The following is a 26,360-nucleotide window of genomic DNA, read 5'->3' as shown; positions in this document are numbered from 1 at the left end:
CGAATGGTAATGAAAAGCCCCACCTCTGACAAGGGAATTACCCGGAGCTCCGGCTCCAGGCCTTGTAGTATAGGGGGTCTACGGATGTGGCAAGTTGTCACGCCAATTTTTATGCATAAATCGCAGGCAATAAAAAACGCCCAGCTCCGCAAGGAGGCTGGGCGTTCTTCTGGAACGTAAAGCGAATTAACGCTTCGAGTACTGCGGACGCTTACGCGCTTTACGCAGACCGACTTTCTTACGTTCAACTTCACGAGCATCGCGAGTCACGAAGCCAGCTTTGCGCAGAGCGCTACGCAGGGTTTCGTCGTAGCTCATCAGAGCGCGAGTGATGCCGTGGCGGATTGCGCCAGCTTGACCACTTACACCGCCACCGATAACGGTGACGTAGATGTCGAACTTTTCAACGGTCTCGGTCAGTTCCAGCGGCTGACGAACTACCATGCGGGCAGTTTCGCGACCGAAGAAGTTGTCCAGGGAGCGGTTGTTGATCGAGATGTTACCAGTACCCGGACGCAGGAAAACGCGAGCGGTTGCGGTTTTGCGACGGCCAGTGCCGTAATTTTGAGTCGCCGACATAATGAACTATTCCGTTAAAACTTCAGTTCTTGGGGCTGCTGAGCAGCATGAGGGTGGACAGCGCCCGCATAGACTTTCAGCTTGCGAAACATATCGCGACCCAGTGGGCCCTTCGGCAGCATGCCTTTGACCGCGATTTCGATCGGGGCTTCAGGCTTCTTGGCAATCAGGCCTTCGAAGTTGGAAGACTTGATACCGCCTGGGAAACCGGAGTGACGGTAGTACATTTTGTCGCTTGCTTTGTTGCCGGTTACACGAACCTGCTCAGCGTTGATGATCACGATGTAGTCACCGGTATCGACGTGAGGGGTGTACTCAGGCTTGTGCTTGCCACGCAGACGGCTGGCGACTTCAGTGGCCAGACGACCCAGGGTCTGACCAGCGGCGTCGACGACAAACCAGTCGCGCTGAACTGTTTCCGGTTTTGCAGTAAAAGTTGTCATTCTTTAATAGCCTCAGGGGCCGCCCTGTAAATTAGACGGCGGATCTTACTGAATAGTGCGTACTTTGACAAGTCAAAGGCAGCCGGATACAGACGCTATCGGGGGCTCGGGTCGGCGCGTCCGTTCAACGGCAAGATTCTTCGGCAGGCGGCGCATCACTTCCACTGCAGAAAGAGGTGGGCAATTATGCAGATTGCGAAAAAAAATTCAACCTGCTTTTATGATTGTTTTCCCGAAGGAGCACCCGATGGATTATCGACAGCTGGGCCGTACGGATCTGAACGTGAGCGCGATAGCCTTGGGCACCATGACCTGGGGCGAGCAGAACAGCGAGGCAGAGGCCTTCGCACAGATCGAGCGAGCCAAGGCCGCGGGGATCAACTTTCTCGACACCGCTGAAATGTACCCCGTGCCGCCCAAAGCCAATACCTACGCCACCACCGAACGCTACATCGGCAATTACTTCAAAAGCCGCGGCGACCGTGCCGATTGGATTCTGGCAAGCAAGATCGCCGGCCCCGGCAACACCATCGACTACATTCGCGACGGCCATCTGCGCCACAACCGCAAGCACATCGTCCAAGCGCTGGATGCCAGCCTCAAGCGCCTGCAAACCGATTGGATCGACCTGTATCAATTGCACTGGCCGGAGCGCAGTACCAACTTCTTCGGCCAACTGAGCTACAAGCACAAGGACGAAGACGACCTCACGCCGCTGGAGGAAACCCTCGAAGCGCTGGACGAACAGGTCAAGGCCGGCAAGATCCGCCACATCGGTCTGTCCAACGAAACCCCGTGGGGCACCATGAAATTCCTGGCCCTGGCCGAAGCCCGCGGCTGGAGGCGCGCGGTATCGATCCAGAACCCGTACAACCTGCTCAACCGCAGCTTTGAAGTGGGCCTGGCGGAAGTCGCGATTCGCGAACAGTGCGGGCTACTGGCCTACTCGCCCCTGGCATTCGGCATGCTCAGCGGCAAATACGAAAACGGTGCTCGCCCAGCCAAGGCGCGCCTGACCGAATACAGCCGCTTCAGCCGCTACTTCAACCCGCAGTCGGAGGCGGCGTGCAGCCGCTATGTGGCACTGGCGCGCGAGCACGGCCTGGACCCGGCGCAGATGGCCTTGGCCTTCGTGACGCAACAGCCATTCGTGACCAGCAATATCATCGGTGCCACCAGCCTGAAGCAACTGGACAGCAACATTGCCAGTGCTGATCTGAAGCTATCGAAGGAAGTACTGGAAGGGATTGAGGCGATTCAGAAGGATCATCCGAACCCGGCGCCTTAATTGGCATGTAGACCGCTATCGGGGGCAAGTCCAATCGTCGCACCACCCCTCCCACATTGAAATGCATTCCAATGTGGGAGGGGGCTTGCCCCCGATGACGCATTCAAAATCAGCAAAAATCAAAGCGACCGCGCAATGATTTCCTTCATGATCTCATTGGTCCCCGCATAGATCCGCTGCACCCGAGCATCCGCCCAGGCGCGGGCAATCGGGTATTCCCACATAAAGCCGTAGCCACCGTGCAGTTGCACGCACTCGTCGAGCACTTTGCATTGCAGGTCGGTGGCCCAGTACTTGGCCATTGCGGCGGTGGGCACGTCAAGTTTCCCTTCAAGGTGCAGCGCCATGCACTGATCGACAAACACCCGACCGACCTGAATTTCAGTGGCCATCTCCGCCAGCTTGAAACGGGTGTTCTGGAAATCGGCAATCGCCTTGCCGAACGCCTTGCGCTCGCGGGTGTATTCCAGGGTCCACGCCAACGCCGCCTCGGCGGACGACAGCGCGCCGATCGCCACCGTCAAACGCTCCTGCGGTAACTCCTGCATCAGATAGGCAAAGCCCATCCCCGCCTGGCCCAAGATGTTCTCCTTGGGCACTCGCACATCCTGGAAGAACAGTTCCGAGGTGTCCTGCGCCTTCATGCCAACCTTCTCCAGACGCTTGCCCTTGGCAAAGCCCGGCGTATCGGCCTCCACCAGAAACAGGCTGGTGCCCTTGGCGCCGGCCTTGGGATCGGTCTTGGCCACCACGATCACCAGATCGGCGAGATAGCCGTTAGTGATAAAGGTCTTGGAGCCGTTGATCACATACTCATCGCCATCCAGCACGGCGGTAGTCTTGACCCCTTGCAGGTCGGAGCCTGCGCCGGGCTCGGTCATCGCGATGGCGGTGACCATCTCCCCAGAGATCAATTTCGGCAGGTATTTATGCTTCAGCGCCTCACTGCCGTAGTGCAGGATGTAAGGCGCAACAATGTCCGAATGCAGGGAGAAACCAATGCCGGTCAGCCCCAGCCGGCCGATCTCCTCGATCACCACGGCGCTGTAGAGAAAGTCAGCGTCCAAGCCGCCATAAGCGTCCGGCAAGTGGGAGCACAACATGCCGGCCTCTCCCGCCTTGCGCCACAGGTCGCGATCGATATAGCCCTGCTTTTCCCACTGCCCATGGAACGGCACGGCTTCTTTTTCCAGAAAAGTGCGCACGCTCTCACGAAAGAGTTCGTGGTCGGGGCTGAACAAGGTTCTCGGGATCATGGCGCACCTGTTTGGATTGTCGGACAAGGACGAGCCCACAGAGCCTATGCCGCCAAAGCATCACGGGACACTGGACACATGCGACAAAAAATAAGACGATCCAGCCGTCTGGTGACCACTTTCCCCTATAAGAATAATTGAAATTATGTCTAACCAAATCTCCACGCCATTGCGGCGCGTCAGCATTTTGGCCATTGATCGGGTATTCGCTTCAACCCTCATGCAAGCCAAGGATTTCTTCCACCTCGCCAGCCTGCGCTATGGCAAGCAACAAGGCCTGGGCCTGACACCCGCGTTCGAAACGCGCCTGGTCAGCCCCGACGGGCAATCGGTGCGCAGCTTCAGCGATGTGATCATGCCGGTGGACGGCGGGCTGGAAGACGCCGATATCATCGTGTTGCCGGCCTTCTGGGATGATTTCGACGCCCTGTGCGGCCGCTACCCCCAAGTGCTGCCTTGGCTGCGCGCGCAACACGCACGCGGCGCCGTGCTGTGCGGCGAAGCCACCGGGGTGTTCTGGCTGGCTGAAGCCGGCCTGCTCGATGGCAAGGAAGCCACTACGTACTGGCGTTTCTTCAACGCCTTCAGCGAACGCTTCCCCAAGGTGCAACTCAATCAGGACAAGCACCTCACCGACGCCGACAACCTCTACTGCGCCGGCGGCACCACCTCGGCGTGCGACCTCTATATCTATCTGATCGAACGCTTCTGCGGCGCCAACATTGCCCAGGCCGTGGCCCGGGACATTCTCTATGAAGTGCAGCGCAGCTATTCGCCTGGACGTATTGGCTTTGGCGGGCAGAAGTTACACCAGGACGTGATCATCCTGCAGATCCAGCACTGGCTCGAAGAACACTTCGCCGACAAATTCCGCTTCGAAGACGTGGCCCGGGAACACGGCATGAGCATCCGCAACTTCATGCGGCGATTCCAGACCGCCACCGGTGACAAGCCGCTGCATTACCTGCAACGGTTGCGCATCGAGACGGCAAAGGGCCTGCTCTCAGGCAGCCGCAAGAGCATCAAGACCATCAGTTATGAGGTGGGTTACGACGATGCGAGTTTCTTTGCGCGGCTGTTCAGGCAGCACACTGAGTTGTCGCCCAACCAATACCGCCAGCAGTTCCAGCAGGCTGCTTAAACCAATGTGAGAGGGGGCAAGCCCCCTCTCACACTTAGGGTTTGTGGCCGCGCGAGAGGAACTCGTGTGACTGCATTTCCAGCAAGCGGCTCAAGGTTCGCTGGAATTCGAAGTTCAAACGACCGCCGGTGTAGAGGTCTTTGAGTTCGACTTCCGCCGAGATGATCAGCTTGACGTTGCGGTCATAGAACTCGTCAACCATGTTGATAAAGCGCCGCGCGATATCGTCGGTGGTGACGCTCATCTGTTCCACGCCGCTGAGGATCACCGCATGGAAGATCTTGCCCAATTCGATGTAGTCGTTCTGGCTGCGTGGGCCGTCGCACAGCTGGCGGAACTCGAACCAGGCCACGTCGTCGCAGGTGCGTAGGGCGATGATTTCGCGGTTCTCGATCACCAGCTTGTCGTTTTCCACCGCCTGGGTGCATTCCGGCGTGAGCGCACGGAAGCTCTTACGCAAGCTTTCGTGGGCGGCTTCGTTCAACGGGAAGTGGTACAGCTCCGCTTGTTCGAGATGACGCAGGCGGTAGTCGACGCCGCTGTCGACGTTGACGATTTCAGTGTGTTGCTTGATCAGCGCAATCGCCGGCAGGAAGCGCGCACGTTGCAGGCCGTCTTTGTACAGGCCGTCGGGCACGATGTTCGAGGTGGCGACCAGGGTCACGCCGTTCTTGAACAGTTCTTCCATCAACGTGCCGAGGATCATGGCGTCGGTGATGTCGGAAACGAAGAATTCATCGAAGCAGATCACCCGGGCTTCCTGGGCAAAACGTTTGGCGATGATGGTCAGCGGGTTTTTCTCGCCCGGCAGGGTCTTCATCTCTTCGTGCACACGCTTCATGAAGCGGTGGAAGTGGGTGCGGACTTTTTCCTTGAACGGCAGCGCTTCAAAGAAGGTGTCGACCAGGTAAGTCTTGCCACGGCCCACGCCGCCCCAGAAGTACAGGCCTTTGACCGGCGTGTGGTCTTTCTTGCCAAACAGCTTGCTGAGCATCCCCGGCTTGCTTTGCGAGGCCGCGAGCAGGTCGTCGTACAGGCGCTGCAAATGACGCACCGCCGTTTCCTGGGCCGCATCATGGAAGAATTCAGGGCGTTTCAGATCAGCTTGATATCGTTCTAGGGGCGTCATAATTTCGTTAGCAAGGCAACAAAAACGGGCCGTCACTGTAACGACGGCCCTGGATAATGGCAATCAACCCTTGGTCGGGTTAATCCTCGAGGGGGGTCAATGCGATGCGCAGGGCTTCGACGGCCGCGTCAAGCGACGCAGGGTCGGCAAACTCAGCGCTGTCGGCCACCGCGGCGCCGTCCAGCCATACGCTGAAACGCAGACCTTCGGTGCGTACGTCCAACGCTTGACCGCTTTGCAGTTGTTTAGTCACCGCGCCCGCCGCCTTGCCATCGGCAAAGTTGCGTGACAGCAGCAATTGCTCGCCATCGGCGGCCAGCAGGCGGAAACGGAAACTGCCGTCGTCTTCACGAAAGCTGACGAAGCGCGCCGTCTTGGCGGCTTTCTTCTTGGCACTGACCGGCGCGGCCGCCTGATTGACGAACGAACGCAAGCCTACCGCTTCACGCAACTCGGCGAGGAACGGTGCGGCCACGGCGCGAGCCTTTTTGGCGCCGACCAGCAGCAGGTCTTCCATGTCCGAAGGGCGTGACATCAATTGGTGATAACGCTCGCGGGCCTCACCCAACTGGCCGTCGAGCAGTTGGAACAGACGATTCTTCGCCTCGCCCCAGCCCAGGCCTTGCAGCAGCTCGCCACGGAACTCTTCTTCTTGCGCTTTAGTCGCAAACGCCTGGTACAGCGTGAACAGGTGCGAGTTGTCCGGGTCCTTGGCTTCGCCCGGCGCACGCGAGTCGGTCACGATGCGCGAGATCGCGTCTTTCATGTCCTTGGCGCTGGTGAACAACGGAATAGTGTTGTCGTAGCTCTTGGACATCTTGCGGCCGTCCAGGCCCGGCAAGGTGGCGACGCTTTCTTCGATCAACGCCTCGGGCATGGTGAAGAATTCTTTACCGTTGCCGAACAGGTGGTTGAAACGCTGGCCGATGTCGCGGGCCATTTCCACGTGTTGGATCTGGTCGCGGCCCACCGGCACCTTGTGCGCGTTGAACATCAGAATGTCCGCCGCCATCAGCACCGGGTAGCTATACAGCCCCATGCTGATGCCCGCATCCGGGTCTTCGCCGGCTTCCACGTTCTTATCCACCGACGCTTTGTAAGCGTGAGCGCGGTTGAGCAGGCCCTTGGCGGCGACGCAGGTCAGCAGCCAGGTCAGCTCGGGAATTTCCGGGATGTCGGACTGGCGATAGAACGTCACCCGGTTCACATCCAGGCCACCGGCCAGCCAGGTCGCGGCGATTTCCATGCGCGAGCGCTGGATGCGCTGCGGGTCATCGCATTTGATCAGGGCGTGGTAGTCGGCCAGAAAGTAGAAGGAATCGGCATTGGCATCCTGGCTGGCGAGGATGGCCGGGCGAATCGCACCGGCGTAGTTGCCCAAGTGCGGCGTGCCGGTGGTGGTGATGCCGGTGAGGATACGGGTACGAGTCGTCATGGGTAATCGCTTATCAGACTGCTATCAATTCGAGAGACGCGGCAGCACCAGATCCTTGAGGTCGGTGAGCTTGCCGTGAAAAAAGTGCCCGCATTCTGCCACTTTCAGCAGCTCATGGGGACGTTTCAACGCGGCGGACCAGTCGTAAACCAACTGCGGGTCGACTACTTCGTCGGTTTCCGGCTGGATCAGGGTCAACGGGCAATTCTGGGGCAGCACATCGTTATCGCTCAGACGCATCACGGCAGCGGCGACCATGAACAGGTGCGCAAGTTTTTCGCCTTTGGCCTCCAGGCGCCCGCCGAGGCTCGCCGCCACATAGCCACCAAAGGAAAACCCGAGCAAGGTGATCGGCAGGTCCGGGTGTTTTTCCCGCAGCCAGGTGACGGCCGCTTCGGCGTCGTCCACTTCGCCAGTACTCATGTCGTGAGTGCCGGCACTGGCGCCGACGCCACGGTAATTGAAACGCAGCGTGATCAAACCGGCATCGCGGGCGGTGCGTTGCAGGGTCGACACGACTTTATTGAGCATGGTCCCGCCCTGCACCGGGTTAGGGTGGCAGATCAGCGCCAGGCCACGTGCTTCGGGCTGATCCAGGTACAAGGCTTCCAACTGGCCTACCGGGCCATCGATCAAAACGGGGGTTTCACGCATGAGCAAGGAATGAACTCCGTGACCTCTCAATGGGTCGACTCGTCTAGCTAAAAATCTGTGCATGACATCATTGCGAGCTTAATCGCGGTATACAGCGCAGGTCCGAGCCGTTAACGTAAAGCAAAGCCGTTTATAGAGGAAGGACTCGTGGAACACTCGCTCTTAGTTTGGTTGTTGCCGACTCTTGCCCTGGTTGCCGGTGTCGCCATTGGATTCCTGGTTGCTCGCCTGCTGCCGAATGCCGCGCCTAACCGCACGCAGCGTCAGCTCGATGACATCCAGGAACGTTTTGACAGTTATCAGAACGAGGTTGTTACCCACTTCAATAGCACTGCGACCCTGGTCAAGAAGCTCACTCAGAGCTACCAGGAAGTACAGGATCATCTCGCCGATGGCGCTAACCGCCTGGCCCTCGACGATATTACCCGCCAGCGCCTGCTGGCCGCGCTGCACTCCGATGCACCGCAAACACCACGGGAACGCCTGACCCCGCCCCGGGAAAATCAGGAACCGCCACGGGACTACGCGCCAAAAACGGCGGATGCCCCCGGCATGCTGGATGAGCATTACGGCTTGAAGAAGTAAATCTTTTCAAGCCGCAAAAAAGCCCGGTTGATCGATGATCAACCGGGCTTTTTGTTGGGCCTCGTTTTTCGGAATAGTGGGCTTCAGGCCACGGGTTGTTCTTGAAGCCAACCGCCTTCGATCCGCACATGCCGGCCATGGAAGCGCTTGAGGCTGCTGCGATGGCCGACGCTGACGATGCTCAACCCCGGCAGTTCATCGATCAATGCTTGATACAGCGTGGCCTCATCCTCTTCGTCCATCGCCGATGTGGCTTCGTCCATGTACAGCCATTGCGGTGCATACAGCAACGCGCGGGCGAAGGCCACGCGCTGCTGCTCGCCCGGTGAAAGCATGCGCTGCCAGTGGTTGGGCTCATCCAGACGGTCCACCAGATGCGGCAAACGGCAGGTTTGCAAGACCTGTGCATAACGTTGCGCCGAATAGACGCCGTCGTCCTGTGGGTAACTCAACGCAGCCTTCAACGTGCCGATTGGCAGGTAGGGCTTTTGCGGCAGGAACAAGTAACGCTTGGCCGGCAGGCGAATGCTGCCGTGGCCGGCCGGCCACAAATGCCCCATCGCGCGCAGCAAGGTACTTTTACCGCTGCCGGAGCGGCCGCTGAGCATCACACGCTGGCCCGGTTCAACCACCATGTTCGCATCGGTCAGCAGATGGCGGCCGTCCGCCAGGTTCATGCCCAACCCTTGCACCACAAGGCGCTCCCCCTCCGCGCTGACGTCAATGGCTGCCGGGCGCTGCTCGTTTTCACTCATGGCCTGCTGGAAGCTCAACAGACGATCGCTGGTGGCGCGCCAGCTGGCCAGCTCGGTGTACGCGCTGATAAACCAGCTGAAGTTATCCTGCACGTTGCCGAACGCCGAATTGATTTGCATCAGCTCGCCTAGCTCGATCTTGCCGGTGAAGTAACGCGGCGCGGCGACGATGAAGGGAAAGATGATTGCGATCTGGCTGTAGCCGGCGGTGAAAAACGTCAAGCGCTTGGACACCTTCATAATGTCCCAGAAGTTATGCCAAACCTTGCTGAAGCGTTCGCTCAAACGCTGATTCTCGTTCGGTTCGCCGTTGTACAGGGCAATGCTCTCGGCATTCTCGCGCACACGCACCATGGAAAAACGCAGGTCCGCCTCGAAGCGCTGTTGCTGATTGCTCAAGCCGATCAAGCGTCGTCCGATCAGGTGGGTGAGCCAACTGCCGACGGCGGCATACAACAATGCACACCAGAACATATAACCAGGGATGGTGACGCCGAACACATCGATACTGCCCGAAACACCCCACAGGATGATCGAGAATGACACCAGGCTCACGACATTACGCAACAGCCCGAGCCCCAGGCTCAAGGTGCCGGTGGTGAAACTGTTGAGGTCTTCGGAAATCCGCTGGTCCGGGTTATCGGTGTAACCGCCCTGCTCCAGTTGGTAGTAGTTTTTGTGGGCAAGCCAGCGCGCAAAGTGCTTTTCGGTGAGCCAGGCGCGCCAGCGGATGGTCAGCATCTGGGTCAGGTACAAGCGATACACCGCGCCCAGGATCGCCACGGCGGCAATCGCACCGAAATAACCGATCAATTGCCAAAAGGCGGCCGTGTCCTTCTTTTCGAGGGCGTTGTAGAAGTCCTTGTACCAATGGTTGATCCACACCGAGATCGCTACGCTGAACAGCGAAAGGCCGATCACCGCCACCAACAACAACCAGGCCTTGCCCTTCTCTTCACTGCGCCAATAGGGCGTGATCATTGCCCAGGTTCGGCGAAAGAATTGCCCACGGACCGCGTCATTGACCGCGGAGTACTCAGCGTTCTGATTCATCGTTCAGGCTCGGTAGGAAAAACATCACAGGCGTTTGAGCCGATCATAGGCGATCGGTTCAGGACGTCCTACAAGCTGAAGCGATTCGTTCAGTCGGGGTTCAGCGCCGTACCGGACGCTTCTGCAGCTTGCGCTGCAACGTCCGGCGATGCATGCCAAGAGCACGGGCGGTGGCGGAGATATTGCCTTCGTGCTCGGTGAGTACGCGCTGGATATGCTCCCACTGCAAGCGGTCCACCGACATCGGGTTTTCCGGCACCAGGGTGTCGAGGTCGGCATGTTCGGACAGTAACGCGGCGAGCACGTCGTCGGCGTCCGCCGGCTTGCACAGGTAATTGCAGGCACCGCGCTTGATAGCCTCGACCGCCGTGGCGATGCTGGAGTAACCGGTGAGAATGACCACGCGCATTTCCGGGTCCAATTCCAGCAATTTGGGCAGCAGCACCAGGCCGGAGTCGCCGTCCATTTTCAGGTCGAGCGCGGCGTAGTCCGGCAGGTCGGCCTGGGCGATGGTCAGGCCCTCTTCGGCGGAACCGGCGGTGCTTACGCGAAAACCGCGACGGCTCATGGCGCGCGCCATCACGCGGGTAAATGTGGCGTCGTCATCTACCAGCAGCAGGTGCGGCAGTTCTTCGCCTTCGACTTGGATCTCATCACTCATCGATATCTCCTCGTGCGACACGGGGCAGGCGCAGCTCGGTGAGCGTGCCGCCGTCCTCATGACTATAGAGCTTCACTGAGCCGCCGGCGCGGGTCACGCTGGCCTTGCTCAAAAACAGACCGAGGCCGAAGCCCTTGCCCTTGGTGGTAAAAAACGGTTTGCCGATCTGCTCGGCAATGGCCAACGGCACGCCCGCGCCGTGGTCGCGAATGCTGATGGTGAGGTTTTCCGTGTCCCAGTCCAACTGCACTTCGAGGCCTTCGGGGCAGGCATCAGCGGCATTGTTCAACAGGTTGAGCAGCGCCTGGGTCAAGTCCGGCGGCGGCGCCATGCGCGGCACCGGGCCCTGGCCCAGTAGATGGAATCGGTAACTGGCCTCGGGGCGCATCAGGTGCCAGCGGTTCAGGGCTTCGTCGAGCCACTGGGTCACGTCCTGCATCTCCACCGCCAGGCGGCGGTTGGCTTCGGCGGCGCGTACCAGTTGCTGCAAGGTTTGCTTGCACTGCTTGACCTGTTCGCGCAGCACGCCGAGATCCTCTTGCAGCGCCGGGTCGTGATGGTCCTGGGTCATCTCGTTGAGCAGCACGCTCATGGTCGCCAGCGGCGTACCTAATTCGTGAGCCGCGCCGGCCGCTTGAGTGGCCACGGCCAGCAATTGCTGGTCGCGCAAGCCTTCTTCACGGCGAATGGCGCGCAGTTCTTCCTGCCGGCGCAGTTCTTCGGCCATGCGCGCGGCAAAGAAAGTGATCACGGCGGCCGACAGGGCAAAGCTCAGCCACATCCCGTAAATCTGCAGGTTTTCCCGAGCGATAGGGAACGTCTGCAACGGATAGAACTGAGCCAGCAACAGGGTATAGAGGGTCAGCGCGATCCCGGACAGCACCACCGAGTAGCGCCACGGCAAGGTCACGGCGGCGATGGTCAGAGGCACCAGGTAATACGAAACGAAGGGGTTGGTGGAACCGCCGGAGAAGTAAAGCAACACACTGTGGATAAACAGGTCGCAAGCCAGTTGCAGGGCGTACTCCAGCTCGGTCACCGGCCAGGTGGTGCGCAGCCGGATGGCGGTAAACACACAGAGCACGGTGGAAAAACCCAACGTCACGCCCAGTTGCAGCCACGGCAGCGGCAGCAGATCGAACCAATAGGCAAGCCCGACCGAGCCGGCCTGAGCGGCCAGTACCAGGATGCGGATGAACGTCAGGCGCCAGAGGTTCTGGCGAGTGGCGGAAGTCAGTTTTACGGCGGCGAGCATGAGCTCTCCCGATGAGTGCTGCAGGCAGATCGGCAGGAGTATAAACGAAGCAGACCGGCTGGCACGGCGTGTGTGGCTCTTTGACGCAGGCACACTGAATGACCGTTCGTCGCCCACACGACAACCTGTAGGGAATGTGTAAACCCGAAGAACCCGACATCAACGTCTACAGTCATATCCACAGGATCAACCCAAGGAGCTTTTATGTCTCGTTTCATTCGCAGCGCCGCCGTTCTAACCCTTAGCGCCAGCACCCTGGCCAGCCTTTCGGCGATGGCGGCCGATGAACTGCACTACAACCAGATCTCCCTGCGCGCGGAGGCCAGCCAGGAAGTAGCCCGCGACAAGATGATCGTGACCCTTTACACCGAAGCTCAAAACGCCGACCCCGCCAAACTCGCAGCCGACATCACCACTACCTTGAACACAGCGTTGGGCCAAGCCCGCGAAGTCAAGGCCGTCACTCTGCGTCAAGGCAGTCGTAACAGCTACCCGATCTACGACGACAAGAACCAGAAAATCACCGGCTGGCGCGAGCGCGCCGAGCTGCGCCTGGAAAGTGCGGATTTCCCGGCGCTGTCCAAACTGACGGGCGAGTTGCTGAACACCCTGAAAATGGACAGCATGAACTTCGCCATCGCCGACGCCACCCGCAAGGCCAGCGAAGACGCTCTGCTCAAGGACGCGGTCGTGGCGTTCAAAGCGCGCGCGCAACTGGTCACCGATGCGCTAGGTGGCAAGGGCTACAAAATCGTCAACCTGAACTTCAACACCAATGGTTATCCACAACCCTACGAACGAGGCGGGATGATGATGAAAGCCGCGGCGATGGATTCGGCTCCGACGCCGCAAGTCGAGGCCGGTACCAGCCAGGTCAACATGAGCGCAGATGGAGTGATCGAAGTCTTGCAGTAACTGTTGCAATCCACAAAAACGGCCCAGCCTGATAGCTGGGCCGTTTTTTTGGCCTGCCGTTTTATCCATGGCATATCGTTCAGCGAACACGCCAGACAAACCCTCCGTCAATAAACTCAGCGTTATTAAACAAGCTGATGAGCAGCGCAGCTCACACCCAGAACCCAGTAGGCCTTTACTTATATTGTCAGGCTAACATCACTGCCCATCCATAAAAGTTGAACCACTCCTCTACGCGCCGCCACATAGTTAAGCGAGGCTGAATCCAACTCAGCGGCCAGTTGATCGACCACCCTCAAAGGAGTTTTTCATGCCACTCGCTATTCCAGCACAGAGCACCTGAAGCACAAACGCAAAACACTTCAGTGAAGAAATTAAATCCAAGGACAGGGTCACCAAGCACCATCAGGAGAGCGGTGCAACGTCTATGTCTGACAGACAGGCATAGAGGCAACTTTATTCGAGCGCTCATAGGGATGATGGGATTGCGAAAGTGAATCCAATGAAGACGACAGAACATGTGATCTGACCCAGCCTCAAGATACTCGCAGTTGATAAAGCAGCCGGCACACCGATGCCATCACGCCCCCACGAATAAAGTGAGCCTTTAATGAACATACAGTCAGTTGTGAGTCCACCGACCGTACACAGGCCTCATGCCCCTGCAATCAGCCCCCCGTCCTCTCAACGCACGACCAGCGAGCAAGACAAAAGCCGCTCATCGCAAGCGCCAGGTCCAGCCACGGCCAGTCATCCTGAAACAACCGTGCAAGAAAACGTGATTTATGGCTTCAGTGCTGTCTCTGCGCCTTCGGCTGGCTACACCCTGAAAGAGCGCGAGCAGCGCATCAAAGACTATTCCGTTCGCGTTCAGATGCTGCTTGGAAATATACCCAGTATTCGCCCAGGTGAAAGCAGCGTCAGGTTCCAGAACGCCCGCATGTTCATGGAGCCCGCAGGCTACTTCAGCGGTGGTTTATTGGCCGCCGGATACGACCCGCACGAACAATTCACAGTGACGTTCTCTGCCTATACGGGAAAGGGAAAGCCGGAAACCCTGATCAGCACATCGCAGCGCACCTACTTCGCATGGGAAATTGCCGCGGGTGCTTTAGCACACGATAGAGTCCAACGGGGCGGTCCTATCAACTTCAACTTTATGGAAATAGCGTCGAAGGATCAGAGCAAGATCAACGACCTGGAGACGGTGGGTAGAAGCCTGCAAAACCATTGGGAAAATGAAGTTTCAAAACCTATGCGCGACCCTTCCGGCCCCTTGGCAGCCATCTCCGGAGAAGCGGATGCCTATGCTGTAAAAGGCACCTTGCAAAGCCTGCGCAATAACACGGAAAGCTTTCAAAAACTGAGCCCTGCAGGACAACAAGCGGTAGCGCGTACGCTGGATAAAAACTCGCAGGTCATCATTCCAAATGTGTATGGTTATCCAATGTCCGGGTATGCCTTTATTCCCTACACTCCTTACGATGGAAATTATGAACACCGGCCCAACCAGGGATTAATGATCGATATCAAGAATGGTTCCGTCCGCGAGCTACATGGCGATGCAGACTTTGCGCGTTGGGCCAAAGACAACTACTCCACTTTACTGAATCGTTTTAATACCGGAGATACGCAAAGCGGCAAGGATGCCCACTGGCCCAGTGCGAGGTATGTGCTCGATACGCTGATCTCAGGTGAAAAGGCTTACTTCCCCGGATACCACAACTTGCTCTCGGATGAGCAAATACCGGCTGCGCAACTATTCAACTACACACGCGCCCGCGGTGGCGATTACCAGTTGAAGTTTGGCAATTTGAACAACGGCGTTGCCTCCCACTATCAGGCGGTCAATGCCAAGAATGCGTTATGGTCCGATCAGACGGAAGTATTCGGCTCCTCACAGCAAGACTGGAAGTCCGCGAAAGACTTTTGGGGCAATACGTTCGGCTACGTCCCCATCATTGGTAACACCGGCAATATTGTATTCGGCGTCCACGATGCCCTCGATGGGATGACGGCAGAAGATCGTGTGGGAGGCGGTGCGGCCGCGGTCCTCTCAGGCCTGCAATTGGCCCATGAAATTGCTCCAGTCGCTGTAGAAGCCGGGCTGGGTGACGTCCTCAAAGGCGGTGGCCTTCCGAGCGCGAGAAATTACGCATGGAAGAAAAACCCGCAGACAAACGACTTTGAACTCGTCTACACATCCAAGCCCAAAACGAATACCGGTAAAATCGTTGTTCCGGATGAGACACCGCCCGGCAACCGGCTGCGCCCCAGCCAAGCGGGACAAATCAGCCAGCACGCGGTACCGGATGGAGAGCACTTGATTGAAAACACTGTCCCCAACGCCAAGGGCATTTATCAGATCAAGGATGCAAGCACAGGCGCCGACCGCTGGTTGATCCGCTACACCGACGCAACAGGCATCAAAAAGGTGTACGAGATCCGAGGGGACTTCAAGCTGAGCAACAATTACGTGCAGATTATTGACCCCGAAACCAGACGGCCTGTGATGACCGTCCACTCTTCGGGCAATGGCGAATGGACGCCGGCCAAAGGAAGCGGAGGCATCCGCTGGCCCTGGACGCGCGACCAGTCACCCACCCCCAGCGATGACCCGAAGTCCCCACCTTCCTTTGCCAGTCATTTCCGCGATTACACAGGCAGCCCCATGAAAGGTTCCGAAAGAGTCGATGAATTCTTGAAACCCAACGCGGGAACCCACTACGACTTCGCCATTTCCAATTTTGAGGCTGAAGAAGGCCAGCCCAAAACAAACTTCAAGGTTCTATGGAATGTCGACGAAACTGAGTTTTCCGTTGGCGCGGGTGAAAAGGCGCAGCCCACGGAGCACAGCCCCAACGAATACTCACCCAACTTTGTTTTGGATATAAACCGCAACCCCTACACCGTCACCACAACAGAAAATGGACTGACCAAAACCCTGCGACTGGATGCCACGGCGAACTCGGCCGAAGGTATCAGGCAAGCGCGGCTCAGTCAGTTTGAGAGCGCCATTCCGGATGACGACCTGCGTGCACGCATTTCCGAAGTCGCCCATCAAGGCTCAATAGCCCCCGCCACCATTGAGTTGAACGGCGGTTCGGTATTGCAGGATGGCTACTACTTTGGCGCTGACGACACCCAGTTTCACATCTATCACGACCGGTCCAACAATCTAACGAAAGTCGAGATCACGTCCAAAGGGCACCTCTCCAATCCGGAAAACGATGTCAACCGCGTTCCGGGGGTGGAAGTGACCATCAAGAGAACTTTCACGATCCGGGAAGGCAATGAACTGGATAGTATGTTCACGATCGACAAAGATGCGCCCACTCAAATCGAAGTAGCGGTCGCCGGGTAGTCGAAGTGTCGCCACACAGCCCACTTACCTGATCCCCCGAACGGCGGTAACCTCGGTCACCGCCGTTACGCTTGAGCAGCGTTCATACGCCTGCCACTTCAGGGGTCTACATGGAAAAAATCGCCTTAAAACCGCTCGTCCTCGCCGCCGGCCTGCTGGCCTTTATGCCGATGGTCCAGGCCGCCAGCACTCTGGTCTATTGCTCCGAAGCCAGCCCCGCCGGGTTCGACCCTAGCCAATACACCAGTGGCACCGACTTTGATGCGTCCGCCGAAACCGTGTTCAATCGCCTGACCCAGTTCAAGCGTGGCGGCACTGAGGTCGAGCCTGGGTTAGCGACCCGCTGGGAGGTATCCAACGACGGCCTGACCTACACCTTCCACCTGCGAGAAGGCGTCAAGTTCCACACCACTGACTTCTTCAAACCCACTCGTGATTTCAACGCGGATGACGTGCTATTCACCTTCAACCGCCTGCTGGACGCCGAAACCCCGTTCCGCAAGGCCTATCCTTCCGAGTCGCCGTACTTCACCGACATGGGTCTGAACACCACGATCAAAAGCGTCGACAAACTCGACGAGCACACCGTGCGCTTCAGCCTGAACAACGTCGACGCCGCGTTCGTGCAGAACCTGGCCATGAGCTTTGCCTCCGTGCAATCGGCCGAGTACGCGGGCCAGTTGTTGAAAGACGGCAAGGCCGAAGATATCAACCAGAAGCCGGTGGGCACCGGGCCGTTCGTGTTCAAGCGTTATCAGAAGGACTCGCAGATTCGCTACGTGGCCAATAAACAGTATTGGAAACCCGAGGATGTGAAGCTCGACAACCTGGTCTTCGCGATTACCCCCGACGCCGCTTCGCGCCTGCAAAAACTCAAGGCCGGCGAATGCCAGGTCAGCGGCTATCCGCGCCCTGCCGACATTGAGGTGATGAAACAGGACCCGAACCTGCGCGTGCTGCAACAAGCCGGTTTCAACCTGGGCTTCCTGGCCTACAACGTGACGCATCCGCCATTGGATCAGTTGAAAGTGCGCCAGGCTCTGGACATGGCCATCGACAAGCAGGCGATTATCAAAGCGGTGTATCAAGGTGCCGGACAATTGGCGCAGAACGCGCTGCCACCGGCCCAGTGGTCTTATGACCCATCGCTGAAGGACGCGCCCTACGACCCGGTCAAAGCCAAGGCGCTACTAAAAGAAGCAGGGGTTGCACCCGGCACCACCCTCAACCTGTGGGCGATGACCGTACAACGCGCATCCAACCCGAACGCGCGCATGTCGGCCCAGATGATTCAACAGGATTGGGCCAAGGTGGGCATCAACGCCAATATCGTCAGCTACGAATGGGGCGAGTACATCAAACGGGCCAAAAATGGCGAGCACGACGCGATGATTTACGGCTGGACCGGCGATAACGGCGACCCGGATAACTGGCTCGGCGTGCTCTACAGTTGTGCCGCGGTCAAGGGCAGCAACTACGCCAAATGGTGTAACCCGGCGTACGACAAACTGGTGCAGCAGGCCAAAGTGAGCAACGACCGCGCGCAGCGCATCAAGTGGTATCAACAGGCACAAAAAATTCTTAAGGAACAAGTACCTATAACGCCTATTGCGAACTCGACGGTTTTCCAACCTCTGCGCAAGGAAGTCAAAGACTTCAAAATCAGCCCCTTTGGGCTCACGCCCTTTTATGGCGTGAGTCTGGAGAAGTAACAGTGACGCCCCAATCGAGTGCGCTAGACGCCTCGGTTGGCCTTTCTTGGTGCAAGCCGCGCACCGAAAAAACCCTCAAAACAGGCGCAAATATGTCAAAACTTTCATAATTGCGACATTCCTGTACGCTCGTACCACTCTTTGCGTCTTGCAACAGCTCAACGTCTTGCATTGGGTATGGCGCCTGCATAAGTATCGGCAGGCCGACTCACGAGGTCGCCCTCACCACCAAAAATGACAACAAATCATGAGGCCAACATGCTTAAACACGCAGTCCTTCCGTTATTAGTGAGCGCGGGCCTTATGGCCGCGGCCCCATTCGCCCATGCGGCGACTAACCTGGTGTTCTGCTCCGAAGGGAGCCCGGCCGGTTTCGATCCAGGCCAGTACACCACCGGAACAGACTTCGATGCTTCGGCCGAGACCATGTTCAACCGTCTGAGCCAGTTCGAACGCGGCGGCACCGCCGTGGTACCTGGCCTGGCCACCAGTTGGGACGTCTCCCCGGATGGCCTGACCTACACCTTCCATCTGCGCGAAGGCGTCAAGTTCCACACCACCCCGTACTTCAAGCCCACTCGTGAATTCTCGGCTGACGACGTACTGTTCACCTTCAATCGGATGATCAACAAAGACGATCCATTCCGTAAGGCCTACCCCACCGAGTTCCCGTATTTCACGGACATGGGGATGGACACCAACATCAAGAATATCGAGAAAGTCGATGACCACACCGTCAAGTTCACCCTTGGCACCGTGGACGCGGCATTCATCCAGAACCTGGCCATGAGCTTCGCGTCGATCCAGTCGGCGGAATACGCGGCCCAGCTGCTGAAAGAAGGCAAGCCAGCGGACATCAACCAGAAGCCGATCGGCACTGGCCCGTTCGTGTTCAAGAGCTACCAGAAAGACTCCAACATCCGTTACACCGGCAACAAGGATTACTGGAAGCCTGAAGACGTGAAGATCGACAACCTGATCTTCGCCATCACCACTGACCCGTCGGTGCGTATCCAGAAGCTCAAGAAAAACGAATGCCAGATCACCTTGTTCCCACGTCCGGCCGACCTCAAGGCGCTGGGCGAAGACAAGGACCTGAAACTGCCGCACCAGGCTGGTTTCAACCTGGGCTACGTGGCCTACAACGTCATGGACAAAGTCAAAGGCAGCGACCAGCCCAACCCGCTGGCTGACCTGCGCGTACGCCAGGCGCTGGACATGTCGGTGAACAAGCAGCAGATCATCGACTCCGTCTACCAAGGCGCGGGCCAACTGGCCGTCAACGCCATGCCGCCGACCCAGTGGTCCTATGACACCACCATCAAGGACGCCAAGTACGACCCTGAGAAAGCCAAGGCGCTGCTCAAGGAAGCCGGCGTCAAGGAAGGGACCGAGATCGTGCTGTGGGCCATGCCGGTTCAGCGTCCGTACAACCCGAACGCTAAACTGATGGCAGAAATGCTGCAGAACGATTGGTCGAAGATCGGCCTGAAGGTCAAGATCACCAGCTACGAGTGGGGCGAGTACATCAAGCGCTCCAAAGGCGGCGAGAACCAGGCCATGATCATTGGCTGGAGCGGCGACAATGGTGACCCGGACAACTGGCTGAACGTGCTGTTCGGCTGCGATTCGCTGGCCGGTAACAACTTCTCCAAGTGGTGTGACAAGAAATTCGACGGCATCGTGAAAGAGGCCAAGGCCACTTCCGACGTCGCTAAACGCACCGAGCTGTACAAGCAGGCGCAACATATCCTCAAAGATGCAGTCCCGATGACACCTATCGCGCACTCGACGGTGTATCAACCCATGCGTAACACCGTACAGGACTTCAAGATCAGCCCGTTTGGCTTGAACTCCTTCTATGGCGTGAGCGTAAGCGGCAAGTAAGGACCAGTGACGGCGACGTTTCATAACGTCGCCGTTATTGCATCCGCCAGACCAGTAGGAAACAGACCACGCTCGCATCCGTTGCGTCCTACAGCAACGAACTGCGGTCCGCGACTCCGTTGCCTACAAGGTCAATCCGATTTGGCGCATTTACTGCGAACTCCGCGACCCATAACGTCGTAGGACAGCAGCGGTAGCTATATGGGAAAGGCACTTGCTGTGCGTGGGATCAGTGATGTCTCCCAGTCCGAAAGGCTGGGCGATTGCTCGCTGATGACAACTACAAACAAGGATCGGGATCGTCATGCGCCATACCACCGTTCTATCCGCAATTTTTGGCACCAGCCTGCTGGCTGTGGCCACGATGGGCCAAGCCGCCGACAAGAAGAGCCTGGTGTTCTGCTCCGAAGGCAGCCCCGCAGGGTTCGATACAGCGCAGTACACCACCGCCACCGACAACGACGCGGCCGAGCCGCTGTACAACCGCTTGGTCGAGTTCGAGAAAGGCGCCACCAACGTAGTACCTGGGTTGGCGACCAAGTGGGATATTTCAGAAGATGGCCTGACCTACACCTTCCATCTGCGTGAAGGGGTGAAATTTCACAGCAACAAGGAGTTCAAGCCGACGCGGGACTTCAATGCCGACGACGTGCTGTTCACCTTCAACCGCATGCTTGACCCGGATCATCCGTTCCGCAAGGCCTACCCCACCGAGTTTCCGTACTTCAACGGGATGAGCCTGAACAAGAACATCGCCAAGGTCGAGAAAACCGACCCGTATACCGTAGTGATGACCCTGAACACGGTGGACGCTGCGTTCGTGCAAAACATCGCCATGAGCTTCGCCTCGATTCTGTCGGCCGAATACGCCGAGCAATTGCTCAAGGAAGGCAAGCCCAGCGACATCAACCAGAAGCCGATCGGCACCGGGCCGTTCGTATTCCAGCGTTATCAGAAAGACTCGCAGATCCGTTACGTGGCCAACAAACAATACTGGGACCCGAGCCGCGTGAAGCTCGACCAGTTGATTTTCGCCATCAACACCGATGCCTCGGTGCGCGTGCAAAAACTCAAGGCCGGCGAATGCCAAGTAACCCTGCACCCGCGTCCGGCGGACGTCGATGCGCTCAAGGCCGACCCGAACCTTCAATTGCTGACCAAACCGGGTTTCAACCTCGGTTACATCGCCTACAACGTGCGTCACAAGCCCTTCGACCAGCTTGAAGTGCGCCAGGCGCTGGACATGGCGGTGAACAAGCAAAGCATCCTCAATGCCGTGTACCAGGGCGCCGGGCAACTGGCGGTCAACGCAATGCCGCCGACCCAATGGTCATACGACGACACCATCAAAGACGCCGCCTACAACCCGGAAAAAGCCAAGGAACTGCTCAAGGCCGCCGGCGTGAAGGAAGGCACCGAGATCACCCTGTGGGCGATGCCGGTGCAACGGCCGTACAACCCCAACGCCAAGCTGATGGCCGAGATGCTGCAAAGCGACTGGGCCAAGATCGGCCTCAAGGTCAAGATCGTCAGCTACGAGTGGGGCGAATACATCAAGCGCACCAAGAACGGTGAGCACGATGTCAGCCTGATTGGCTGGACCGGCGACAATGGTGACCCGGACAACTGGCTGGGCACCCTCTACAGCTGCGACGCCATCGGTGGGAACAACTACTCGATGTGGTGTGACCCGGCGTACGACAAGCTGATCAAGCAAGCCAAGGTCGTAACCGACCGTGAACAAAGGACTGTTCTTTACAAACAGGCGCAGCAACTGCTCAAGCAGCAGGTGCCGATCACGCCCGTCGCCCACTCGACGGTCAACCAGCCGTTAAGCGTCAAAGTCGAAGGGTTCAAAGTCAGCCCCTTCGGCCGCAACGTGTTCTCGGGCGTCAGTATTACCCCATAAGAAAATAACCGGATTGCGCAGGGCGAAGGCTGCCCTGCTGCAAACGTGCAGCCTTTTATTGGGATTTTTCCTACGGCAAACGTTTGCAACAGCTTGAACGAGTTACACACCAATAGCCGGTTCACCTAAAAAGACCGGCATAAAAAAAGAGAACCAAAGGAGCTCCACCCATGAAACTGAGCAGCAAAGTGCTTCTGGCTATGGCCATCAGCAGCATCACGGCCACCGCCTACGCAGAACCGGCCAGCCAGGACTTCGTTCCGACGACATTGGCCGGCACCAGCGCGCAAAGCGAAGCCAAAGGCTTTATCGAAGATTTCAGCCTGGGCGGCACCACGCGTAACTGGTACTCCCATGAAAGCAAATACCGTGGCGGCACCTTCTCCTACGAGAAACACGGCGAAACTCGCACCGACCGCAACCGTACCAACTGGGTGCAGGGCACTATCCTTAACGCTAGCTCGGGGTTCACCCAGGGCACTGTCGGTGTCAAGACAGAAGTAGCGGTTTACAACGCGCTGGTCTTGGATCGCAGCAAGCGTGACATCAAGGGCGGCTCCAACCGTACCCTAGCCGACTCCGACGGCAACGCCGTAGATCAGTGGAGCAAACTGGGCCTGGCCAACGTGCAGTTCCGCGTGTCCAACACCACTTTGACCGCAGGTCGCCAGAACTTCAGCAGCGGCATCGTCGACACCATCGGCAACCGTGCTTTGCCATCGAGCTTCGAAGGTGTGAGCTTCAATAGCGAAGAGTTCAGCAACCTGTCGTTCCAGGGCGGTATCTTCGATCGCGTTTCGCCACGTACCGAACAAAGCCTGTCGAAATTCCGTAGCGAATACGGCAACGGCACCCAGGAAACCGACAAAGTATCGACCCTGGGCGTGAACTACCAGCCGCTGAAAAGCCTGAAAACCAGCTTCTTCGCCGCCAACGTAAAAGACTTCTGGAACCAGTACTACTTCGGCGCTACCCACGAATTGGGCGACGCTCAGCAACTGGGGCTGACCACCGGCTTCAACTACTACAAGACTGTCGATGAAGGCAAAAAAGAGATGGGGGAAATCGACAACGATACCTTCTCCCTGTCCTTGGGCCTGACTCACCAGGCACACAGCCTGACCTTCGCTTACCAGCAAGTGAACGGTAACGAGTACTTCGACTACCTGCACGAAACCAACGGCATCTACCTGGCCAACTCCCTGACCTCGGACTTCAACGGCCCGAACGAGAAGTCCTTCCAGGTCGCCTACGCCATCAACATGGCGGAGTACGGTGTACCAGGCTTGAAATTCAACGCCTACTCGGCTCGCGGCTGGGGTATCGACGGTACTCACTACACCGGCAACAACGGCCGGGCCAAGTTCGCCTACGACGGCATCCAGTCCCAAGACGGCGAGAAGCATCAGGAATACGGTGTAGGCGCCTCTTACGCCCTGCAAAGCGGCCCACTCAAAGCCACGACCGTGCGCGCGACTTATGTGGAGCACCGTGGCAGCGAGTTCCAGGCGGACGGCAGCATCAAAGAGTTCCGTCTGGTCACCACCATCCCATTCAACATTCTTTAATTAGCACCAGGCAGACGGCAGGCTCAGGAAGAGCCTGCCGTCTACGCTTGTCTGGTCCCATCGATTGCAGAGGGCTCTGAATGAAAATGCTCCCGCTACAAGCTGCCGTTGCCGCCGCGCTATTGAGCGCAGCTATCGGCGTATCGGCCAAACCCCTGGTGGTCTGCACCGAAGCCAGCCCGGAGGGTTTTGACCCGGTCCTGTACACCACCGCCGTCACCGCGGACGCCGCGGCCGAAACCGTGTTCAACCGTCTGGTGGATTTCAAGCCCGGTACTACCGAAGTGGTTCCCGCGCTGGCCAAGGATCTGCCGGAAATCAGCGCCGATGGCCTGACCTACACCTTCCACCTGCGTGAAGACATCAAGTTCCACACCACCGATTACTTCAAACCCACGCGCAACCTGAATGCCGACGACGTGCTCTGGAGCTTCAAGCGCCAGCTGGACCCGAATCACCCGTGGCATAACAAGTCCACCGTGGGCTACCCGTACTTCGAGAGCATGGGCTTCAAAGAACTGCTCAAGAGCGTAGAGAAAACCGACGATCACACCGTCGTCTTTACCCTGACCCGTCCTGAAGCACCATTCCTGGCCGACCTGGCCATGGCGTTCTCCTCGATTCACTCCGCCGAATACGCCGACCAGTTGCTCAAGTCCGGCAAGACCGATGAGCTGAACAGCAAGCCGATCGGCACCGGCCCGTTCATCTTCACCCGCTACGCCAAGGACGCCCAGGTGCGCTTCAAGGCCAACCCGGAGTACTTCCGTGGCAAGCCGCCGGCCGATCCGCTGATCCTGGCGATCACCACCGACAACAACGTGCGCCTGCAAAAGCTCAAGGCCAACGAATGTCAGATCGCGCTGTATCCCAAGCCCGACGACGTGCCGAGCGTGAAGGCCGACCCAAACCTGAAAGTGGCGGAATTGGCGGCGATGACCACCGCGTACACCGCCCTGAACACCACCCACAAGTACATGAGCGACGCGCGGGTGCGCCACGCGATCAATATCGCGTTCGACAAGAAAGGCTACAACGAATCCCTCTATGGCAAAGGCAACGCCATCGACGCCACCGGCCCGTATCCACCAACCCTGCTGGGCTTCAACAATAAGTTGAAGAACCCTGAGCGCGACCTGGACAAGGCCCGCGCCCTGCTCAAGGAAGCTGGCGTACCGGAAGGCACCGAGTTCACCCTGTTCACCCGTAACGGCGGCGGCCCGACCAACCCCAACCCGATGCTCGGCGCCCAGCGCATGCAGGCAGACCTGGCGCAGATCGGCCTGAAAGTGAACATCAAAGTCATGGAATGGGGCGAGATGCTCAAGCGCGCCAAAGCTGGCGAGCATGACATGGTGTCCGCGGGCTGGGCCGGCGATAACGGCGACCCGGATAACTTCCTCACGCCGAACCTGAGTTGCGATGCTGCGAAAAACGGCGAAAACTACGCCCGCTGGTGTAACAAAGAGTTTCAGGCTTTGATCGACAAGGCCCGCGCTGACGCTGAACCCGCTGAGCGCGCTGCACTCTATGAACAAGCCCTGGATGTTTTCGAGAAAGACCAACCGTGGATTCCCATGGCCTACCCGAAAATGTTTACCGCCATGCGCAAGAACGTCGAAGGCTTTACCCAAAGCCCTCTGACGACTAATAACTTCGCCACCACCCAGGTGAAGTAAATAAGAAAAACGCTCGGCACCGTCGACATGGGCGGTGCCGAACCTGCCTAACCGGCTGATTGAGGTACACCACAAGATGTTTAGTTTTATTGCCCGCCGACTGGGGTTATTGATCCCCACGTTCTTCGGCATCACGTTGCTGACGTTTGCGTTGATACGCATGATTCCCGGCGACCCCGTAGAAGTCATGATGGGCGAACGCCGCGTCGACCCCGAGATGCACGCACAGGCAATGGAACGCCTTGGCCTTAACAAGCCGCTGTATGCGCAATACCTGGACTATGTCGGCAAGCTCGCCCAGGGCGATCTTGGTGAGTCCCTGCGCACCCGTACCAGCGTGTGGACCGAGTTCACCGCCCTCTTCCCCGCGACCCTGGAACTGTCCATGGCCGCCCTGTTGTTCGCCGGCGTCCTGGGCCTGTTGGCCGGGGTAATCGCGGCACTCAAGCGAGGATCCCTGTTCGACCACGGGGTGATGGGCATCTCCCTGGCGGGCTATTCGATGCCGATCTTCTGGTGGGGCCTGATCCTGATCATGTTCTTCTCGGTGAGCCTGGGCTGGACCCCGGTTTCCGGGCGCATCGACCTGCTCTACGACATCGAGCCGCGCACCGGCTTCATGCTGATCGACACGCTGCTGGCTGACGAGCCGGACGCGTTCTTCGACGCCCTGCACCACCTGATCCTGCCGGCCATCGTGCTCGGCACCATTCCGCTGGCGGTGATCGCGCGGATGACCCGTTCGTCGATGCTCGAAGTGCTGCGCGAAGACTACATCCGCACCGCCAAGGCCAAGGGCCTGTCGCCGACACGCGTGGTGTTCGTGCACGGCCTGCGCAACGCGCTGATCCCGGTATTGACCGTAGTGGGCCTGCAAGTCGGCACCCTGCTGGCCGGCGCTGTGCTGACCGAAACCATCTTCTCCTGGCCCGGCATCGGTAAATGGCTGATCGAAGCCATTGGCGCGCGGGACTACCCGGTGGTGCAGAACGGCATCCTGCTGATCGCCTGCCTGGTGATCCTGGTGAACTTCGTGGTGGATATCCTCTACGGCTTCGCCAACCCACGCATCCGTCACCAGCGCTGAGATCA

20 protein-coding genes are annotated in these 26,360 nt (G+C 58.2%); 11 read left to right on the top strand and 9 right to left on the bottom strand.

The genetic code is table 11. The features are described from left to right. Positions 1-186 precede the first annotated feature (186 nt). Together rpsI and rplM are read right to left on the bottom strand one after the other, a co-directional pair. Entirely contained in the window at positions 187-579 is a 393-nt protein-coding gene (gene rpsI / locus ACFZPT_RS07650) for a 30S ribosomal protein S9 (protein WP_016971570.1), read from the bottom strand. Between the two features lie 14 nt (positions 580-593). Further along, a complete protein-coding gene (gene rplM, locus ACFZPT_RS07645) occupies positions 594-1,022 on the bottom strand; it encodes a 50S ribosomal protein L13 (RefSeq protein WP_003188508.1) in 429 nt (142 codons plus the stop codon). Positions 1,023-1,269: 247 nt separating this feature from the next. Here rplM and ACFZPT_RS07640 point away from each other — a divergent pair, with 247 nt between their 5' ends. After that, the gene (locus ACFZPT_RS07640) at positions 1,270-2,310 is read left to right on the top strand and encodes an NADP(H)-dependent aldo-keto reductase (protein WP_099312834.1); all 1,041 of its coding nucleotides are present in this window, start codon (positions 1,270-1,272) and stop codon (positions 2,308-2,310) included. Between the two features lie 119 nt (positions 2,311-2,429). On the opposite strand, the gene ACFZPT_RS07635 is transcribed toward ACFZPT_RS07640, so the two are convergent. Then, positions 2,430-3,566, bottom strand: a complete 1,137-nt coding sequence (locus ACFZPT_RS07635) for an acyl-CoA dehydrogenase family protein (protein WP_034095875.1) — start codon at positions 3,564-3,566, stop codon at positions 2,430-2,432. A gap of 220 nt (positions 3,567-3,786) precedes the next feature. Between ACFZPT_RS07635 and ACFZPT_RS07630 the strand changes: the two genes are divergently transcribed. Further along, positions 3,787-4,707: a GlxA family transcriptional regulator gene (locus ACFZPT_RS07630; RefSeq protein ID WP_169868007.1), complete on the top strand. Its 921-nt coding sequence runs from the start codon at positions 3,787-3,789 to the stop codon at positions 4,705-4,707. Between the two features lie 34 nt (positions 4,708-4,741). Here ACFZPT_RS07630 and zapE read toward each other — a convergent pair whose 3' ends face one another. The 3 genes from zapE to ACFZPT_RS07615 form a co-directional block, all read right to left on the bottom strand. Next, a complete protein-coding gene (gene zapE, locus ACFZPT_RS07625) occupies positions 4,742-5,836 on the bottom strand; it encodes a cell division protein ZapE (RefSeq protein WP_034095873.1) in 1,095 nt (364 codons plus the stop codon). A 79-nt stretch (positions 5,837-5,915) separates the two neighbouring features. Then, positions 5,916-7,271 (bottom strand): tryptophan--tRNA ligase, encoded by a 1,356-nt coding sequence (locus ACFZPT_RS07620; RefSeq protein WP_034111750.1) that lies wholly within the window; start codon positions 7,269-7,271, stop codon positions 5,916-5,918. 24 nt (positions 7,272-7,295) lie between these two features. After that, on the bottom strand, positions 7,296-7,925 hold the full coding sequence (locus ACFZPT_RS07615) for an alpha/beta hydrolase (RefSeq protein WP_034111748.1): 630 nt from the start codon (positions 7,923-7,925) through the stop codon (positions 7,296-7,298). Positions 7,926-8,072: 147 nt separating this feature from the next. Here ACFZPT_RS07615 and ACFZPT_RS07610 point away from each other — a divergent pair, with 147 nt between their 5' ends. Beyond that, the gene (locus ACFZPT_RS07610) at positions 8,073-8,510 is read left to right on the top strand and encodes a YhcB family protein (RefSeq protein ID WP_034095870.1); all 438 of its coding nucleotides are present in this window, start codon (positions 8,073-8,075) and stop codon (positions 8,508-8,510) included. Between the two features lie 83 nt (positions 8,511-8,593). On the opposite strand, the gene ACFZPT_RS07605 is transcribed toward ACFZPT_RS07610, so the two are convergent. From ACFZPT_RS07605 to ACFZPT_RS07595, 3 genes are all read right to left on the bottom strand, one after another. After that, positions 8,594-10,318: an ABC transporter ATP-binding protein/permease gene (locus tag ACFZPT_RS07605; RefSeq protein WP_034111746.1), complete on the bottom strand. Its 1,725-nt coding sequence runs from the start codon at positions 10,316-10,318 to the stop codon at positions 8,594-8,596. Between the two features lie 100 nt (positions 10,319-10,418). Then, entirely contained in the window at positions 10,419-10,979 is a 561-nt protein-coding gene (locus ACFZPT_RS07600; RefSeq protein ID WP_003171731.1) for a response regulator transcription factor, read from the bottom strand. Continuing rightward, a complete protein-coding gene (locus tag ACFZPT_RS07595) occupies positions 10,972-12,234 on the bottom strand; it encodes an ATP-binding protein (protein WP_034095868.1) in 1,263 nt (420 codons plus the stop codon). The genes ACFZPT_RS07600 and ACFZPT_RS07595 overlap by 8 nt, the downstream gene beginning before the upstream one ends. A 204-nt stretch (positions 12,235-12,438) precedes the next feature. Here ACFZPT_RS07595 and ACFZPT_RS07590 point away from each other — a divergent pair, with 204 nt between their 5' ends. The 8 genes from ACFZPT_RS07590 to ACFZPT_RS07555 all read left to right on the top strand — a co-directional run bounded on the left by ACFZPT_RS07590 (position 12,439) and on the right by ACFZPT_RS07555 (position 26,355). After that, positions 12,439-13,149, top strand: coding sequence for an SIMPL domain-containing protein (locus ACFZPT_RS07590; protein WP_034111744.1), 711 nt, complete (start codon positions 12,439-12,441; stop codon positions 13,147-13,149). Between the two features lie 766 nt (positions 13,150-13,915). Further along, positions 13,916-16,513 carry a hypothetical protein gene (locus ACFZPT_RS07585; protein ID WP_256593242.1) on the top strand — a complete coding sequence of 866 codons (2,598 nt, stop codon included), beginning with the start codon at positions 13,916-13,918 and terminating at the stop codon, positions 16,511-16,513. 110 nt (positions 16,514-16,623) lie between these two features. After that, the gene (locus ACFZPT_RS07580; RefSeq protein WP_099312835.1) at positions 16,624-18,225 is read left to right on the top strand and encodes an ABC transporter substrate-binding protein; all 1,602 of its coding nucleotides are present in this window, start codon (positions 16,624-16,626) and stop codon (positions 18,223-18,225) included. 258 nt (positions 18,226-18,483) lie between these two features. Further along, the gene (locus ACFZPT_RS07575; protein ID WP_034095865.1) at positions 18,484-20,112 is read left to right on the top strand and encodes an ABC transporter substrate-binding protein; all 1,629 of its coding nucleotides are present in this window, start codon (positions 18,484-18,486) and stop codon (positions 20,110-20,112) included. Between the two features lie 364 nt (positions 20,113-20,476). Next, entirely contained in the window at positions 20,477-22,021 is a 1,545-nt protein-coding gene (locus ACFZPT_RS07570; RefSeq protein ID WP_371918485.1) for an ABC transporter substrate-binding protein, read from the top strand. Between the two features lie 170 nt (positions 22,022-22,191). After that, positions 22,192-23,589: an OprD family outer membrane porin gene (locus ACFZPT_RS07565; RefSeq protein ID WP_034095863.1), complete on the top strand. Its 1,398-nt coding sequence runs from the start codon at positions 22,192-22,194 to the stop codon at positions 23,587-23,589. 80 nt (positions 23,590-23,669) lie between these two features. Then, on the top strand, positions 23,670-25,268 hold the full coding sequence (locus ACFZPT_RS07560; protein WP_034136955.1) for an ABC transporter substrate-binding protein: 1,599 nt from the start codon (positions 23,670-23,672) through the stop codon (positions 25,266-25,268). Between the two features lie 76 nt (positions 25,269-25,344). Beyond that, positions 25,345-26,355, top strand: a complete 1,011-nt coding sequence (locus ACFZPT_RS07555) for an ABC transporter permease subunit (protein ID WP_034095861.1) — start codon at positions 25,345-25,347, stop codon at positions 26,353-26,355. Positions 26,356-26,360: the final 5 nt, after the last annotated feature.

The organism is Pseudomonas sp. MD330_10 (assembly GCF_042610415.1).
Classification (GTDB): Bacteria; Pseudomonadota; Gammaproteobacteria; order Pseudomonadales; family Pseudomonadaceae; genus Aquipseudomonas; species Aquipseudomonas rhodesiae.
The sequence above is the reverse complement of the archived record's forward strand: the minus strand, read 5'-3'. Positions and strand labels throughout refer to the sequence as shown.

Bases quoted from the DNA above. Each gene is read 5' to 3' on its own strand.
- rplM (WP_003188508.1), bottom strand. From the start codon at position 1,022: ATGACAACTTTTACTGCAAAACCGGAAACAGTTCAGCGCGACTGGTTT.
- ACFZPT_RS07570 (WP_371918485.1), top strand. From the start codon at position 20,477: ATGGGCCAAGCCGCCGACAAGAAGAGCCTGGTGTTCTGCTCCGAAGGC.
- ACFZPT_RS07620 (WP_034111750.1), bottom strand. From the start codon at position 7,271: ATGACGACTCGTACCCGTATCCTCACCGGCATCACCACCACCGGCACG.
- ACFZPT_RS07640 (WP_099312834.1), top strand. From the start codon at position 1,270: ATGGATTATCGACAGCTGGGCCGTACGGATCTGAACGTGAGCGCGATA.
- ACFZPT_RS07575 (WP_034095865.1), top strand. From the start codon at position 18,484: ATGCTTAAACACGCAGTCCTTCCGTTATTAGTGAGCGCGGGCCTTATG.
- ACFZPT_RS07565 (WP_034095863.1), top strand. From the start codon at position 22,192: ATGAAACTGAGCAGCAAAGTGCTTCTGGCTATGGCCATCAGCAGCATC.
- ACFZPT_RS07595 (WP_034095868.1), bottom strand. From the start codon at position 12,234: ATGCTCGCCGCCGTAAAACTGACTTCCGCCACTCGCCAGAACCTCTGG.
- ACFZPT_RS07615 (WP_034111748.1), bottom strand. From the start codon at position 7,925: ATGCGTGAAACCCCCGTTTTGATCGATGGCCCGGTAGGCCAGTTGGAA.
- ACFZPT_RS07600 (WP_003171731.1), bottom strand. From the start codon at position 10,979: ATGAGTGATGAGATCCAAGTCGAAGGCGAAGAACTGCCGCACCTGCTG.
- ACFZPT_RS07605 (WP_034111746.1), bottom strand. From the start codon at position 10,318: ATGAATCAGAACGCTGAGTACTCCGCGGTCAATGACGCGGTCCGTGGG.
- ACFZPT_RS07555 (WP_034095861.1), top strand. From the start codon at position 25,345: ATGTTTAGTTTTATTGCCCGCCGACTGGGGTTATTGATCCCCACGTTC.
- rpsI (WP_016971570.1), bottom strand. From the start codon at position 579: ATGTCGGCGACTCAAAATTACGGCACTGGCCGTCGCAAAACCGCAACC.
- ACFZPT_RS07630 (WP_169868007.1), top strand. From the start codon at position 3,787: ATGCAAGCCAAGGATTTCTTCCACCTCGCCAGCCTGCGCTATGGCAAG.
- zapE (WP_034095873.1), bottom strand. From the start codon at position 5,836: ATGACGCCCCTAGAACGATATCAAGCTGATCTGAAACGCCCTGAATTC.
- ACFZPT_RS07580 (WP_099312835.1), top strand. From the start codon at position 16,624: ATGGAAAAAATCGCCTTAAAACCGCTCGTCCTCGCCGCCGGCCTGCTG.
- ACFZPT_RS07560 (WP_034136955.1), top strand. From the start codon at position 23,670: ATGAAAATGCTCCCGCTACAAGCTGCCGTTGCCGCCGCGCTATTGAGC.
- ACFZPT_RS07590 (WP_034111744.1), top strand. From the start codon at position 12,439: ATGTCTCGTTTCATTCGCAGCGCCGCCGTTCTAACCCTTAGCGCCAGC.
- ACFZPT_RS07635 (WP_034095875.1), bottom strand. From the start codon at position 3,566: ATGATCCCGAGAACCTTGTTCAGCCCCGACCACGAACTCTTTCGTGAG.